Consider the following 14,455-nt stretch of genomic DNA (forward strand, 5'->3'; position numbering starts at 1 on the left):
TCAGCAATCACCGTCGCGTAGTTGTCCTGTCATTTTTATATGGTAGATTCCTCCATCGTTTTGCGGGTGTGCCAGTCACATATTCTTTATCCTAAACTTTCCACGAAGTATTCATCGACATGAAACGGCATAAGAACTTCAATTTATTGTTGATGCTGGTACTGCTGGTGGCCGTAGGCCAGATGGCGCAGACCATTTATATTCCGGCGATAGCCGACATGGCGGTATCGCTAAACGTTCGCGAAGGCGCGGTACAGAGCGTGATGGCCGCATATCTGCTGACCTACGGCGTATCGCAGCTTTTCTACGGCCCGCTCTCCGACCGCGTTGGTCGCCGTCCGGTGATCCTCATTGGAATGTCTATTTTTATGCTGGCGACGTTAGTTGCCATCACCACCCATAGTCTGCCGGTGCTGATCGCCGCCAGCGCAATGCAGGGGATGGGAACCGGCGTCGGCGGCGTGATGGCGCGTACCCTGCCGCGTGACCTGTATGAAGGCGCTCAGCTCAGGCACGCTAATAGCCTGCTGAATATGGGGATTCTGGTCAGCCCGCTGCTGGCCCCGCTGATTGGCGGAATTCTCGATACTATCTGGAACTGGCGGGCCTGCTTTGTGTTCCTGCTGATTCTTTGCGCTGGCGTCACCTTCAGCATGGCACGCTGGATGCCCGAGACCCGGCCTACCGGTGCACCGCATACCCGACTCATCACTAACTACAAAACCCTGTTCGGTACCGGGGCGTTTAACTGCTATCTGCTGATGCTGATCGGCGGCCTGGCAGGTATTGCCGTATTTGAAGCCTGTTCCGGGGTGCTAATGGGCGCGGTGCTGGGACTGAGCAGTATGTCGGTCAGTATTCTGTTTATTCTGCCGATCCCGGCGGCGTTTTTTGGCGCCTGGTTTGCCGGGCGGCCGAATAAACGTTTCCCGACGCTGATGTGGCAGTCGGTAATTTGCTGCCTGCTGGCGGGCGTAATGATGTGGATCCCAGGCCTGCTGGGCGTGATGACCGTCTGGACCCTGCTGATTCCCGCCGCGCTGTTCTTCTTCGGCGCAGGAATGCTGTTCCCGCTGGCGACCAGCGGCGCAATGGAGCCCTTCCCGTTCCTCGCTGGAACCGCCGGGGCGCTGGTGGGTGGGCTGCAAAATATCGGTTCCGGCGTGCTGGCGTGGCTGTCGGCAATGATGCCGCAGACCGGTCAGGGTAGTCTCGGTCTGCTGATGATGCTGATGGGATTGCTGATCCTGCTGTGCTGGCTGCCGCTGGCGTCGCGGTTTCATCAACACCAGCAGCCGGTTTAAGGCGTCATTGTGGGTTTCCCGGGTCGCGACGCGGTGCGTCTTACCCGGACTACAACATGACGGACGCCGATGAACCCGTCGCCCGGTCAGCGCAGCGCCACCGGGATGAAACTAAGCCGGTCATCATAATTGCGCCAGACTCTGCAACCAGTTGATAAAGGCATCGATTTTTGGCCACTGGCGGCCCGGCAGGGTCGTCACATAATAGTGCTGGTGGCATTTCAGGGTCATCTCGCCGAACGGCGCAATCAGTTCCCCGCTGTCGAGACGCTTTTGCACCAGCCGCTTACGTCCCATAGCCACGCCGACGTGATGCATCGCGGCTATCACCGCTAAATCCGAACGGTCGAAGCCAATCCCCGACGATTGTGGTAAATCAATCCCAAATTTTTGCGCCCAGCTGAACCACTCATCGGTGCCGGAATCGTTACTCCATGCCTGCCTGTCGTGCAGCAGCGTACAGTGAAGAAGATTGCCGGGATTCTGCTGGAGCTGATGCCGGCGCGCGTAATCCGCCGTACACACCGGCACAATGGCCTCATCCATCAGAAAATGGTGACTCAACTGCGATGATGGCGCGTCATCAAAGTAGATCGCCAGGTCGATACCCGCGCGCTGCATATTGACGTTATCGTTGCCGGTCAACACGGTAAGCGATATCGACGGATAGCGACGAGTAAAATCACCGAGCGCCGGTACCAGCCAGCACTGGGCGATGGACGGGCGCGAATAGACCGTTAAGGTCCCCGACAGCTCCTGGTTTTTGATATCCAGAATTTCCTGATTCAGGCTATCCAGAGAGGACTTCAGCGCCCAGAACACCCGCTTACCTTCGTGCGTCAGCTCCACCTTGCGGTGCGAGCGTACAAACAGCTGGATCCCCAGCTCCTCTTCCAGCTGATTAATACGATGGCTGACCGCGCTCGGCGTCAACGACAGCTCTTCTGCCGCCAGGGCAAACGACTCATGGCGGGCGGCGACTTCAAAGGTATACAGCTTCGATAGCTGCCAGCCATTAAGCAGGCGAGTGCCTAACTCTTTTAACGTCTCCATCTCTTACTCCTTCACTTTTCTTCGCCGATTGTAAGAAAGTTTTCGCCCCAGCCGCGTAAGAAAGGTGAATAAAAGTGATTCATAGCACATAAAACAGACTAATTTAGAGCAAAATCACCTTTTTGATTCAATCTTATTCACCTTAAGGAGCGTTTATATCGTTTGTCAGCAGGCGCCGTTTTTCTGTTCAATAGCGATAGATTATTCACAGGCGAGGTGGGGTATGGAATCTCAGATCTGGGTTGTGAGCACGCTGCTGATCAGCATCGTGTTGATTGTATTAACTATCGTCAAACTGAAGTTTCACCCGTTTCTGGCGCTGCTGCTGGCAAGCTTTTTTGTCGGCGCCATGATGGGTATGAGCCCGCTGGATATGGTTAACGCCATCGAGAGCGGGATTGGCGGCACGCTGGGCTTCCTGGCGGCGGTAATTGGGCTGGGGACGATTCTCGGCAAAATGATGGAGGTCTCCGGCGCGGCTGAGCGTATCGGCCTGACGCTCCAGCGCTGCCGCTGGCTGTCCGCTGACGTCATTATGGTGCTGGTGGGACTGATTTGCGGGATCACCCTGTTCGTTGAAGTGGGCGTGGTACTGCTGATCCCGCTGGCATTTTCCATTGCCAAAAAGACCAACACCTCCCTGCTGAAGCTGGCCATCCCGCTGTGTACGGCGCTGATGGCGGTGCACTGCGTGGTGCCGCCGCATCCGGCAGCGCTGTTTGTCGCGAATAAGCTGGGCGCGGATATCGGCACGGTGATCGTTTACGGTCTGCTGGTGGGCCTGCTGGCATCGCTGGTCGGTGGTCCGCTGTTCCTGCGTCTGCTCGGCAACCGCCTGCCGTTTAAAGCGGTTCCAGCTGAATTTGCTAACCTCGAAGTGCGCAAAGAAGAGACCCTGCCGTCGCTTGGCGCCACGCTGTTTACGGTCCTGCTGCCAATCGGTCTGATGCTGGTAAAAACCATCGCCGAACTGAATATGACCAAAGGCGGCACGCTGTATATGCTGCTGGAGTTTATCGGTAACCCGATCACCGCCATGTTTATCGCCGTTTTTGTGGCCTATTACGTGCTGGGTATCCGCCAGAATATGGGCATGAGTACCCTGCTGACGCATACGGAAAACTGTTTCGGGTCGATTGCCAACATTCTGCTGATTATCGGCGCAGGCGGAGCCTTCAACGCCATTCTGAAAACCAGCGGCCTCGCCGATACGCTGGCGGTGATTCTGTCGAACCTCGATATGCACCCGATTCTGCTGGCCTGGCTGGTGGCGCTGATTCTGCATGCCGCGGTTGGTTCCGCCACCGTGGCGATGATGGGCGCAACCGCCATCGTCGCGCCGATGCTGCCGCTCTATCCCGGCGTGAGCCCGGAAATCATCGCTATCGCCATCGGCTCCGGCGCGATTGGCTGCACTATCGTAACGGACTCCCTGTTCTGGCTGGTTAAACAGTACTGCGGGGCAAGCCTCAACGAGACGTTCAAATACTATACCACGGCGACCTTTATCGCTTCGCTGCTTGCACTGGCCGGTACATTCCTGCTTTCTTTCATCATCTGAGCGCAAAGAGACGTAATATGAAAAACGCTGACATGACCACTTTAATCGCGCAGTTTCCTCTGCTGGAGGAGCTGATTGCCCTGAAAGAAACCACCTGGTTTAATCCGTCAACGACGTCGCTGGCGGAAGGTTTACCCTACGTTGGCCTGACGACAGAAGACGTTAAGGACGCCCACGCCCGGCTCGATCGTTTTGCGCCATACCTGGCGGAAGCTTTCCCGGAAACCGCCGCGACCGGCGGCATTATCGAGTCTGAGCTGGTTGCCATTCCGGCAATGAAAGCCCGGCTGGAAAAAGTCTTTAGCCAGCCCATTGACGGCGATCTGCTGCTGAAAAAAGACAGCCACCTGCCGATTTCCGGATCCATTAAGGCCCGCGGCGGTATTTATGAGGTGCTGACCCACGCGGAGAAGCTGGCGATCGGCGCGGGATTATTAAAAACTTCCGACGACTATCGCAAGCTGCTGACTCCCGAGTTCAGGGATTTCTTTAGCCAGTACAGCATCGCCGTCGGCTCCACCGGCAACCTCGGGATGTCGATTGGTATTATGAGCGCGCGTATTGGCTTTAAGGTGACGGTACATATGTCCGCCGACGCCCGGGCGTGGAAAAAAGCCAAACTGCGCAGCCATGGCGTAACGGTGGTGGAGTACGAAGAGGATTACGGTGTAGCGGTTGAACAAGGGCGTAAAGCCGCTGAATCTGACCCGAACTGCTTCTTTATCGATGATGAGAACTCGCGCACCCTGTTCCTCGGTTATTCCGTGGCCGGTGAGCGGTTAAAGGCGCAGTTCGCCCGCGAAGGTCGCGTTGTCGATGCCGCACACCCATTATTTGTTTATCTGCCGTGCGGCGTTGGCGGCGGCCCCGGCGGGGTGGCGTTTGGCCTGAAGCTGGCTTTCGGCGACCACGTCCACTGCTTCTTCGCTGAACCGACCCATTCTCCCTGTATGCTGCTGGGGGTTTATACCGGCCTGCATGACGAAATTTCGGTGCAGGATCTGGGAATCGATAATCTGACCGCCGCCGACGGTCTGGCGGTCGGCCGCGCTTCCGGCTTCGTTGGTCGGGCAATGGAGCGCCTGCTGGACGGGTTCTACTCTCTCGATGACCAGACCATGTACGACATGCTGGGTTGGTTAGCCGAAGAAGAAGGTATTCGCCTGGAGCCATCCGCCCTGGCCGGTATGGCCGGGCCGCAGCGGGTCTGCGCCAGCCAGGCGTATCAGCAGATGCACGGCTTCACCGCTGAGCAGATGCGCAATGCGACCCATCTGGTGTGGGCGACCGGCGGCGGCATGGTGCCGGAAGAAGAGATGGCGCAGTATCTGGCGAAGGGTCGGTAACCCTCCAGGCAGGTAAACACCATGGCGACGAAGGCTCTCTCGTCGCCATTTTTTAGCGCAGCAGATGCATCAGCTCTACCGGCGAGCGGTGCTGATTGAGTAAATCGCGCAGAACGCGCATATAGGGCGCGCTCCAGCTATAAAACTGCCGGTACCCCTCGCACAGCGCATTGGAGCCATCCTCCAGACGCACCTGTGGGCAGCCCCCACCGCATAATCTCAACCAGGCGCAGCCAGCGCACGCTGGCCCTGGGGGGTTATCAGCATAGTGCACCGTCTCACCGCGCCAGGCGCGCAGAGTGGCTTCAAACAGCGGCACAACAATGCGGTTAGCGTCTTCTTTAACCCAAATAGCGAATACCGCGCAGAGGAAATCTCCCCACAGCCGGGCGTCTGCGGGCTGTAGATGAGGAATGAATTTGATAGCTATCGCTCCCTGCGCGCTCAGCTGGTGGTAGACGCGTTCGGGCCGTTCACACTCCTGACGATGGATAATCACTTCCTGTACGGGGATATCACTCACCTGAGATTTGCAGTTGCCGCAGTGCCGATCGTCACCGTAGTCGGCCTGACATCCTGTCATGTCACATCCTTAATAAACAAAATCACCTGTCTTATGTGGGTGATAGCAAACAACAATGACAGGGAAAGTACTGCGAATGCGATCAAAAATTTGTCACGAACCGCCTGCGGCTGAGCAAAATCGCTCTGCTCGACGTTCATCAAATTGCGGCTGCGGGTATAGCGCCAGAGGAGAACGGCGACGAACGGCAATATGCCCAGAGAGATCCAGAACGGCAGCCCCGCCTGATGCCAGTGGTGCCTGATTGCCAGCGCCAGCAGCGCGCCATAGCCTAAGAGAGTACGAAACCAGGCCAGCGATGTGCGCTCCGGCTGGAGACCGGGATCGCGCTCGCGGCGCGCCCGACGATTATCCGGCATAGAGTACCAACGCCATCACCACCACGATAACGATGGTCAGCAAAATGCTGATCAGCAGCAAAGTGCGGGTATAAGGCAGGTCCTGCTTAAGCCGCATCGCCTTTTCGTTACTCAGCCAGCGTAAATAGCCGTAGATCGCCAGCCCGCCGGCAAACAGGCACAGCAGCAGGGCGAGAATTTCACGAATCAGCGGCGTGGCGAAATCTGGCGCCAGCTGGTCCAGCCCGACGCCACCGGCCAGAAAGCCGAGCGAAGTGCGGATCCATGCCAGAAAAGTACGTTCATTGGCCAGCGAGAAGCGGTAATCCGGAGCTTCGCCAAGACGGGATATTTTCATCACGACTCCTTGATGGGTTCCCGGTTGCGTAAAATACCGCCGATTCTACCTGACTGCCAAAGCGGAAGGCATCAATAATCACCCCTTCTCAGAGAAAGTTCAGGCCTGATAGCTTGTTAAGTCAGGCTATCAGGCCCTTTTGCGCCCTCAGACGAAGACCGACATCCTGTGGATGCCGGTCAGCAGGATTAATGCAGTTCCGGCCAGTACTCTTTATTGGCCGCGATCAGGTCATCAAGAATCGCTTTGGCGACCGATGCGCTCGGCACGGTTTTTGACAGCGCAATCGCCTGCCACAGCTTGTGGTAAGAGCGCTGCTCCCAGGCATCCACCACCAGTTTTTCCACCGCCACCTGCTGGCTCATCATCCCTTTCTGGAAGTGCGGAATATCGCCAACCGTCAGCGGCTCCGGTCCGTTGTGGCCAACCAGGCACGGAATTTCCACCATCGCATCGGCATCGAAGTTATGAATCGCGCCGTTGTTCGGCACAATCAGCAGCATGCGCTCCTGGGTATTAAAGGCAATGGCCGCCGCCAGATCGACGATATAGGAAGCATGTTCGTCAATTTCCAGATCCCCCGCGGAAGAATTACCGGCCTCAATAATTGCCCGACAGGCGCTGAAGACGTTTTTCTCGCGATGATCCATCACCTCGTTGGCCCGGGTGCGTTCCGGGTTAGAGTGCGCCACAACGTAGTCCGGGAACAGATAATACTTGAGGTAAGTATTGGGCATCGTATCCGGATCCAGCGCCTGCACGTCCTTCGCCTTGGCGAAGGTATCGTTCCAGCTGGCCTCGGTATGCGGATCGTTTGACGGCGGCACATAGCCGAATTTCGCCACATGTTCGCGCAGTTTCGGCATCAGATCGTTGCCCTGCAAATCTTCAATTGAAGTCCACCAGCCGAAGTGGTTCAGGCCGTAGTAGCGCACGCGCATCTGTTTGCGGTCTTTGAGGCCGACGATTTGCGCCATCCGGCCTTCAATCCCAATCGGCATATCGCAAATGTTAAGGATTTTAGCGTTCGGACGCAGACGGCGGGTGGCTTCCGCGACAATTGCCGCCGGGTTGGAGTAGTTCAGCATCCAGGCGTTTGGCGAATATTTTTCCATATAGTCCACCAGTTCCAGAACGCCGCCGATGGAGCGCATACCGTAGGCGATACCGCCAGGACCGCAGGTTTCCTGCCCCAGCACACCGTGACGGAGCGGAATTTTTTCATCTTTTTCACGCATCGGATATTTGCCCACGCGGATATGCGCCATCACGAAATCAACGTCGGTAAAGGCCGCCTGCGGATCGGTGGTATAGCTGAATTCAATCTCCGGCGCCTGCTCTTTGAGAATCACTTTGCATGCCTCGGCGATGGTCTCCTGACGCGCGCCGTCGTTGTCGTAAAATTTCAGCGCTCGCAGAGGAAAGCGATCCTGGTTCGCTAACAGCATCAAAACGATGCCCGGAGTAAATGTACTACCGCCGCCTGCGATAACAACTGAGAATTTTTTCATGATACTGCCTCCGTCATGGTGGTTTGTTCGGTCTGTTGAGAATCTTTTATCAGGGTTTCCAACTGGTCACGGACCTGAGGAACGTGCAGGCCGACGATGACCTGAATTGCGTTGCCGCGGCGGACTACGCCGTGGGCGCCCAGCGCTTTAAAAACGTCATCACTTTGCGTTTTTGCCATGTCGACCAGCGCGATGCGCAGCCGGGTGGCGCAGTTATTGATACTTTGGATGTTGCCCGCTCCGCCCAGCGCCTGCAGGAAACCGGCGGCCTGGCCCAGTTTGCTATCCGTTGCGTACGCGACGCTGGTTTTGCCGCGTGCGGCCTGGTAATCCGCTTTGCTGTAGAGCTTGATTTCACTCTCTTCACGGCCCGGCGTATTCAGGTTCAGCCGCAGGATCAGCGCACGGAAGATGACGAAGTAGAGTGCGGTGAAACACACGCCAACGCCTATCTGGATAAACATCATTGATGCGTGATTGTGGAACATCGGGATCCAGTTTTGTGGCAGGAACTGGTCAAGCAGGCCGCCGCCAAAATTGCCCACCACGCCGCAGATATACATCACCGTGGCCATGGTGGCCGCCAGCACCGCATGGACGGCAAACAGCAGCGGCGAAATAAACAGGAAGGTGAATTCCAGCGGCTCGGTAATCCCCACCAGTACGGCGGTCAAGGTGGCGGGGATTAGCAGCCCGGCGACTTTGACGCGATTTTCCGGCGCGGCGGTGTAGTAGAGCGCCAGCGCGATACCCACGGAACCAAAGACCTTCGAGTTACCGTGCAGCGCGAATCCGCCTTCCGGGAACAGGGTTTTCAGCGCCTCGGTACTCTGGCTGAACTCATGTAAATGCTGCGCCCAGTAAACCTGAATACCGCTTTCCACTACCGCCGGGCCGAAAATAAACGGTCCGTAGACGAAGTGATGTAAACCGGTGGGGATCAGGATGCGTTCGAGGAAGATATAGACCCAGACGCCCAGCGCCCCGGCCGAGCGTAAAAAAGCCTGTAGTGATTCAATACCCATCTGCACTTTTGGCCATCCCAACAGCGTCAGCCATGCGCAGGGGATCATTGCCAGGAAGGCGATAATCACCACAAAAGAGGAGCCCTGGAAAATCCCCAGGAAGACCGGCAGCGGTTTATCGAAATAGCGGTTATGCAGGGCGGTTACCAGCCCGGAGATAACAATGGCGCCGATAATGCTGGTATCGAGCGTTTTAATCCCGGCCATCATCGTCAGGCCGCTGCCGGCCGTCGGTTCAACAGAAAAGTCGACGCCGAAGAAGTGGCCCCAGGTCATCCCCATGGCGTTGATGAAATAGTTCCAGGTAAGGAAGCTAACCAGTACCGCCAGACAGGCCCGGCCCTGAGCCTGTCTCGCCAGACCGATCGGCAGACCGACGGCGAAAATCAGCGGCATATTACGAAAGACGGTCCAGCCGCCCTCTTCAATAATATGAACAATCTGAGCAAATAAACTATCGGGTGCTGTGAGCGCTTCACCGACGAACATCGGGTTGCGCAACATAATGGCGATACCCACCACGATCCCGGCGAAAGGAAAGAGTAAAACCGGGGTAAACATGGCGCCGCCAAAGCGTTGTATTTGACTGAGCATTTGAAAATCCTCATGTAACAACTTTTAGGGTGAGTGGCCTTATTCATACCCGGCATAGTTCACGTACAACGGTGAATTATTCAGGGCAACTATTTGTACTGGCCTGAAACGAGGATAGAAATTTGCCCTGGCGGCAACATGCAGCGCGGTTTCGATTCGTGATCCCTTTCATGGTTTTAATTACGCCAATGTTATCTACTTTTTTATAAAAAATTAGACATGGTAAGTTGAGTTTATTGAGTCACCATAAAAAAAAGGTTTATGTTTCTATATTTAATTAATTTATATAGATAAATTACTATTCAGCATTGCTTGCCACTTTTTAAATAGAGGTCTACAGGTGATCTATAAATCTATCGCCGACAGGTTGCGTCTACGGCTGAATTCCACCGATTTCGTCGTCGGCAGCCCGCTACCGAGCGAAAAAAAGCTGGCGGAAGAGTTCGGCGTTGCGCGCATGACCATCCGCAAAGCTATCGATCTGCTGGTCGAATGGGGGCTGGTGGTGCGTCGGCACGGCTCCGGTACCTATGTCGCCCATAAAGACCTCCATCATGAAACGGCCAATCTCACCGGACTGGCCGAGATCCTGCGCAAGCAGGGAAAAGTGGTCGTGAGCCATGTCCTGAGTTTTGAAGTCATGCCTGCCCCTCCGGCTATCGCCAGCCTGCTGCGAATACAAATTGATGAACGGATCTACTTCTCGCGCCGGGTGCGCTATGTCGATAGCAAACCGCTAATGCTCGAAGACAGCTATATGCCGGTGAAGCTGTTTCGCAATCTGTCGCTGGTGCATCTGGAGGGGTCGAAGTTCGATTACATTGAGAAGGAGTGTGGGATAACCATCAGCGGTAACTATGAAACGCTGTCGCCAGTGCTGGCGGACAAGCAGCTGGCGCAGTCGATGAACGTACCGGAACAAACGCCGCTGCTGCGTATTACCTCTCTTTCCTACAGCGACAGCGGCGAATTTCTTAACTACTCGGTGATGTTCCGTAACGCCAGCGAGTATCAGGTGGACTACCATCTGCGGCGCGTCCAGGCGGAAAATCCGTTAACCTATCCCCCAAAACAGCACCGCCAGTAGCTGCGGCGTGATAATACGTAAGAACATCACCAGCGGATAAACCGTCGCGTAGGAGAGCGCTGCCGCGCCGCTGGTGGCATGCAGGTTGTTGGCAAAAGCCAGCGCCGGCGGGTCAGTCATTGAGCCGGCCAGCATGCCGCACAGGGTCAGGTAGTTCATCTTCGCAAACATACGCGCCAGAATACCCACCGCCAGCAGCGGTATAGCGGTGATAAAGATGCCGTAGGCAATCCAGCTCATGCCGTCGCCTTCAATCAGCGTCGCCACAAAATCGCCGCCTGATTTCAACCCAACTACCGCCAGGAACAGCACAATGCCCAGCTCACGCAGCGCAAGGTTAGCGCTGGGCGGCATAAACCAGTACAGCTTGCCGATGCAGCCGATACGCCCGAGGATCAGCGCCATAATCAGCGGCCCTCCCGCCAGGCCCAGCTTCAGCGCCGCCGGGAATCCCGGAATAAACAGCGGAATTGAACCCAGCAGCACCCCTAAACCAATACCAATAAATACCGGCAGCATTTGCACCTGCTGCAGCTTTTGCTCCGCATTGCCAAGCTCAGCGGCAACCGCGTCAATCGCCTCCGGCCGGCCAACGAGGTTAAGAATATCACCGAACTGCAGGCTGGCATTGCTACCGGCGACCAGCTCAACCCCGGCGCGATTTAGGCGTGATATCACCACGTCATAGCGCTGTTTAAAGTGCAAATCGCGAATTCTTTTGCCTAACACTTTTTCGTTGGTGACCACCACGCGCTCAACTTTCAGATCGGTGCCGCGAGTGGAGAGCGAAGTGGAAACTTCCTTACCAATCACCAGCTGAGCGTTACGCAAATCCTCCGCTCTCCCGACCAGATGCAGCAGGTCGCCAAGCTGAATCAGAGTCGTGGACGCGGGCACCATCAGCATCTCTTCACGCTTGAGACGCGAACAAATCAGCTTATCGCTGTTAAGCATCGGGATATCCCGAATTGCCATATTGTTCAGGTTAGGGTTTTCGACCTGTACGTTGATGGTCTTAAGATGCGCATTACCGCTGCCGTTGTTCTCATCAAACAGCTGAGCCTCTTTTTCAACGTTGATGCGAAAAAACAGCCGGACCAGCCACATGGTCAGTAAAATACCGCAAATGCCGAACGGATAGGCCATGGCATAGCTCATCCCCATCTGATCGACGGTATCAAGCGGTACGCCAAGGTCGCGGAGAATCTGCTGGCCAGCCCCCAGCGCAGGCGTATTGGTTACCGCGCCTGAAAAGATACCCAGCACCACGGGAAGAGGGATATCGAACAGTTTATGCAGGACCGCGGTGACCAGACCGCCGAGAATCACAATCAAAATCGCAAACAGGTTAAGCCGCAGGCCGGAGACGCGCAGCGAGGCGAAGAAGCCCGGCCCCACCTGGATGCCGATGGTATACACGAACAGAATCAGGCCAAATTCCTGAATAAAGTGCAGCATTGGGCTGCTGAGCGTAATACCGGCCTGGTCCACAAAGTGGCCGACGATGATACCGCCAAACAGCACGCCTCCGATGCCAAAGCCGACACCGCGCACTTTTACATTGCCGATCCACAATCCGACTACCGCAACCAACGCCAATACGCTAACGGTCAATGCTATATCACTCATCGTCTCTTCCCTGTGTATAACATTACGAATAAAACGGATTATGACCGGTACAGCATGGACTGTATGCTGCCTGGCGCACAATAATCACGGGATCAGCTCTACGACTCTGAAGCACCTTTCTTTTTCGCGGCGATTTTCAGTTGCTGAATACTTTTCTCCGGGGAAGGGAGCGCTTCAGGCATCGTGCCGCCAAGATCTTTGATAGTCTGACGCACTTTTTGCCCAACTTCATAATGGGTTTGATTCGCCAGCTGCTTCGTATCAACCTCATCACGGCGTAGTTTTTCTTCCGTTTGAGTAGCGCGAAACAGGTTGGCAGCAAGTTCAGTAGATCCCATATAGTCGAGGATTTTTTGGCTTTTCTTTAGCCCTTTACGCTCATGAATCGCTTTTTGATCCAGGCCACCGTAGAGACCTTTATAGCCGTGATTCTGGAAGATAGCGAAATCCAGCGTTGTCTCCACGCCAGCCAGCTGGGCCGTTTCAACCAGATGTTTATTATGTTCTGTGAGTTCATTGCGCAAGAACAGTCGCTTTTCATCCTCTCGCAGAGATTTAAATGTCCGATCGTCTTCCAGCTCCTGGCGCCGGGTTTGTAAAGCAAAATAGGTTTGCCCCGCGGCAATCACCGGCTTCGACGGATCGCCATTTTGCACAACCAGATAGCAGGCGTAGCGGGAGAGATGAACATCTTCAAGAGCCCTGCTGGCACCAGAGCCTAATTCAACCATTTTGTTGGACTCAACAAAATGGTTGGCGGCTAGCTGACCGCTCGCTTCACATGCAATGACCGCTTTTGAAATTACCTTCTGAAAATTCCTCCACTCTTTATAATCCAGCAAAGGTCCCAGATTTCGGGCAGACCAATACTCTCTCCCTGCCTCATCTTTATTTTTAATCGCTTCAAACGGCTGCTGTTCGTTCATTACATATCCCTTGTTTCAGTTAGCCAATAAAATCTGATCATTTTTTAAACTGAAACATCTGTTGCAGCAAGGGAATTTAATGCGCTCTCGCGCACAAAAAAGCCCCGAAAATCGGGGCTTTATAAGTGATTCGCTTAATCAGCTATTTAGCGCGGGGCGTTCGCTGATGGCGATATGCTGCGGAGCTATCTGTTCCGGCTCATTGCGGGTCAAATCGATATGCAGCAGGCCGTTGGTAAAGGTGGCCCCGGAGACTTCCATATTTTCGGCCAGCGTGAAGCTCAGGCTAAACGCCTGGTTAACCAGCCCCTGATGCAGCCATTTGGTCTCTTTTTCCGGCTGCTGCGGCGCGCCTTTTACCGTCAGGCGCGTACCTTCAAGCTGGATATCCAGATCTTCCTGGCGGAAACCGGCCAGCGCAAGGGCAATGCGATAGTGGTTGTCGTCGCTTTTTTCGATGTTATAGGGCGGGAAGCTCTGGCTGTCACCGGCGGTTTGCAGCGCGTTGGCCAGTTTGTCAAAACCGATCCATTGACGCAGCAGCGGGGATAAATCGTAGTTACGCATTGTGTTTCTCCTTCTAAGAAGCGAGTTGATATCTGCAAATCCTGTGGATTCGCATTTGCCCCCTGACGGCAGGCAGATTTTGGAATTAATACCGGGCCGCCCTGGCGGCCCTAAAAATTAGTTAATCTCGATGCGGCGCGGTTTATTCGCTTCGGGAATAACGCGCTCGAGGTCGATATACAGCAGACCGTTTACCAGATTGGCACCGCGAATATGGATATTTTCCGCAAGCTGGAATTTACGCTCAAAATTGCGTTCAGCGATGCCCTGATACAGATAAGTACGCTCTTTTTGCTCGGCGGCGTGGGCGCCTTTAACGATCAGCAGATTATCCTGAGCGGTAATTTCCAGTTCGCTCTCGGCAAAACCGGCAACGGCAATCGCGATGCGGTAGTTGTTCTCGTCTACTAATTCAACGTTGTACGGAGGATAACCGCCATTACTTTGACTTTGATTATTTTCTAACAGATTGAAAAGGCGATCGAAACCAATAGCAGAACGATACAACGGGGAGAGATCGAAATTACGCATAATATATAGCTCCTGAAATCAGCGAGAATTATCTGACCTTCC

14 protein-coding genes and 1 other annotated feature (1 of these 15 running past the window's edge) are annotated in these 14,455 nt (G+C 54.9%); of the genes, 4 read left to right on the forward strand and 10 right to left on the reverse strand.

All coding sequences use genetic code 11. The annotated features are described in order from the left end of the window. Positions 1–119: 119 nt before the first annotated feature. On the forward strand, positions 120–1,304 hold the full coding sequence (gene emrD, locus GJ746_RS25070; protein WP_154682584.1) for a multidrug efflux MFS transporter EmrD: 1,185 nt from the start codon (positions 120–122) through the stop codon (positions 1,302–1,304). A gap of 123 nt (positions 1,305–1,427) precedes the next feature. On the opposite strand, the gene dsdC is transcribed toward emrD, so the two are convergent. Further along, on the reverse strand, positions 1,428–2,357 hold the full coding sequence (gene dsdC / locus GJ746_RS25075) for a DNA-binding transcriptional regulator DsdC (protein WP_154682585.1): 930 nt from the start codon (positions 2,355–2,357) through the stop codon (positions 1,428–1,430). A 223-nt stretch (positions 2,358–2,580) separates the two neighbouring features. Between dsdC and dsdX the strand changes: the two genes are divergently transcribed. After that, on the forward strand, positions 2,581–3,918 hold the full coding sequence (dsdX, locus tag GJ746_RS25080; RefSeq protein ID WP_004116631.1) for a D-serine transporter DsdX: 1,338 nt from the start codon (positions 2,581–2,583) through the stop codon (positions 3,916–3,918). 17 nt (positions 3,919–3,935) lie between these two features. Then, on the forward strand, positions 3,936–5,264 hold the full coding sequence (gene dsdA / locus GJ746_RS25085; RefSeq protein ID WP_154682586.1) for a D-serine ammonia-lyase: 1,329 nt from the start codon (positions 3,936–3,938) through the stop codon (positions 5,262–5,264). A gap of 52 nt (positions 5,265–5,316) precedes the next feature. Here the strand turns inward: dsdA and GJ746_RS25090 are convergent, their stop codons facing one another. The 5 genes from GJ746_RS25090 to GJ746_RS25110 all read right to left on the reverse strand — a co-directional run bounded on the left by GJ746_RS25090 (position 5,317) and on the right by GJ746_RS25110 (position 9,673). After that, on the reverse strand, positions 5,317–5,847 hold the full coding sequence (locus GJ746_RS25090; RefSeq protein WP_154682587.1) for a radical SAM protein: 531 nt from the start codon (positions 5,845–5,847) through the stop codon (positions 5,317–5,319). Beyond that, positions 5,844–6,206 (reverse strand): DUF202 domain-containing protein, encoded by a 363-nt coding sequence (locus GJ746_RS25095; RefSeq protein WP_154682588.1) that lies wholly within the window; start codon positions 6,204–6,206, stop codon positions 5,844–5,846. The genes GJ746_RS25090 and GJ746_RS25095 overlap by 4 nt, the downstream gene beginning before the upstream one ends. After that, positions 6,196–6,543 carry a YidH family protein gene (locus GJ746_RS25100; RefSeq protein WP_004107145.1) on the reverse strand — a complete coding sequence of 116 codons (348 nt, stop codon included), beginning with the start codon at positions 6,541–6,543 and terminating at the stop codon, positions 6,196–6,198. The genes GJ746_RS25095 and GJ746_RS25100 overlap by 11 nt, the downstream gene beginning before the upstream one ends. A gap of 188 nt (positions 6,544–6,731) precedes the next feature. Then, positions 6,732–8,054 carry a 6-phospho-alpha-glucosidase gene (locus tag GJ746_RS25105; RefSeq protein WP_154682589.1) on the reverse strand — a complete coding sequence of 441 codons (1,323 nt, stop codon included), beginning with the start codon at positions 8,052–8,054 and terminating at the stop codon, positions 6,732–6,734. Continuing rightward, on the reverse strand, positions 8,051–9,673 hold the full coding sequence (locus tag GJ746_RS25110) for an alpha-glucoside-specific PTS transporter subunit IIBC (RefSeq protein WP_154682590.1): 1,623 nt from the start codon (positions 9,671–9,673) through the stop codon (positions 8,051–8,053). Before GJ746_RS25110 ends, GJ746_RS25105 begins: the two co-directional genes overlap by 4 nt. Positions 9,674–10,013: 340 nt before the next feature. On the opposite strand from GJ746_RS25110, the gene GJ746_RS25115 reads away from it, so the two are divergent. Further along, on the forward strand, positions 10,014–10,760 hold the full coding sequence (locus GJ746_RS25115; protein ID WP_154682591.1) for a GntR family transcriptional regulator: 747 nt from the start codon (positions 10,014–10,016) through the stop codon (positions 10,758–10,760). On the opposite strand, the gene GJ746_RS25120 is transcribed toward GJ746_RS25115, so the two are convergent. The 4 genes from GJ746_RS25120 to ibpA form a co-directional block, all read right to left on the reverse strand. Continuing rightward, positions 10,728–12,389 carry a putative transporter gene (locus GJ746_RS25120; protein WP_154682592.1) on the reverse strand — a complete coding sequence of 554 codons (1,662 nt, stop codon included), beginning with the start codon at positions 12,387–12,389 and terminating at the stop codon, positions 10,728–10,730. The genes GJ746_RS25115 and GJ746_RS25120 overlap by 33 nt on opposite strands. Before the next feature lie 98 nt (positions 12,390–12,487). Continuing rightward, positions 12,488–13,315, reverse strand: a complete 828-nt coding sequence (dinD, locus tag GJ746_RS25125; RefSeq protein ID WP_154682593.1) for a DNA damage-inducible protein D — start codon at positions 13,313–13,315, stop codon at positions 12,488–12,490. A gap of 138 nt (positions 13,316–13,453) precedes the next feature. Then, positions 13,454–13,882 carry a small heat shock chaperone IbpB gene (gene ibpB / locus GJ746_RS25130; protein ID WP_154682594.1) on the reverse strand — a complete coding sequence of 143 codons (429 nt, stop codon included), beginning with the start codon at positions 13,880–13,882 and terminating at the stop codon, positions 13,454–13,456. Between the two features lie 117 nt (positions 13,883–13,999). Continuing rightward, positions 14,000–14,413, reverse strand: a complete 414-nt coding sequence (gene ibpA / locus GJ746_RS25135) for a small heat shock chaperone IbpA (RefSeq protein WP_004126917.1) — start codon at positions 14,411–14,413, stop codon at positions 14,000–14,002. Then, positions 14,407–14,455 (reverse strand) — a sequence feature (ROSE (Repression Of Heat Shock gene Expression) occurs in the 5'-region of heat shock genes and acts as an RNA thermometer to modulate expression.); it runs 26 nt beyond the window's last position. Its footprint overlaps the gene before it by 7 nt.

This window comes from Klebsiella oxytoca (assembly GCF_009707385.1).
Lineage (GTDB): Bacteria > Pseudomonadota > Gammaproteobacteria > Enterobacterales > Enterobacteriaceae > Klebsiella > Klebsiella oxytoca_C.

Excerpts from the sequence above, each read along its gene's own strand:
- emrD (WP_154682584.1), top strand. The coding sequence starts at position 120 with ATGAAACGGCATAAGAACTTCAATTTATTGTTGATGCTGGTACTGCTG.
- dinD (WP_154682593.1), bottom strand. The coding sequence starts at position 13,315 with ATGAACGAACAGCAGCCGTTTGAAGCGATTAAAAATAAAGATGAGGCA.
- dsdX (WP_004116631.1), top strand. The coding sequence starts at position 2,581 with ATGGAATCTCAGATCTGGGTTGTGAGCACGCTGCTGATCAGCATCGTG.
- dsdA (WP_154682586.1), top strand. The coding sequence starts at position 3,936 with ATGAAAAACGCTGACATGACCACTTTAATCGCGCAGTTTCCTCTGCTG.
- GJ746_RS25120 (WP_154682592.1), bottom strand. The coding sequence starts at position 12,389 with ATGAGTGATATAGCATTGACCGTTAGCGTATTGGCGTTGGTTGCGGTA.
- GJ746_RS25100 (WP_004107145.1), bottom strand. The coding sequence starts at position 6,543 with ATGAAAATATCCCGTCTTGGCGAAGCTCCGGATTACCGCTTCTCGCTG.
- GJ746_RS25110 (WP_154682590.1), bottom strand. The coding sequence starts at position 9,673 with ATGCTCAGTCAAATACAACGCTTTGGCGGCGCCATGTTTACCCCGGTT.
- dsdC (WP_154682585.1), bottom strand. The coding sequence starts at position 2,357 with ATGGAGACGTTAAAAGAGTTAGGCACTCGCCTGCTTAATGGCTGGCAG.
- GJ746_RS25090 (WP_154682587.1), bottom strand. The coding sequence starts at position 5,847 with ATGACAGGATGTCAGGCCGACTACGGTGACGATCGGCACTGCGGCAAC.
- GJ746_RS25095 (WP_154682588.1), bottom strand. The coding sequence starts at position 6,206 with ATGCCGGATAATCGTCGGGCGCGCCGCGAGCGCGATCCCGGTCTCCAG.
- ibpB (WP_154682594.1), bottom strand. The coding sequence starts at position 13,882 with ATGCGTAACTACGATTTATCCCCGCTGCTGCGTCAATGGATCGGTTTT.
- GJ746_RS25105 (WP_154682589.1), bottom strand. The coding sequence starts at position 8,054 with ATGAAAAAATTCTCAGTTGTTATCGCAGGCGGCGGTAGTACATTTACT.
- ibpA (WP_004126917.1), bottom strand. The coding sequence starts at position 14,413 with ATGCGTAATTTCGATCTCTCCCCGTTGTATCGTTCTGCTATTGGTTTC.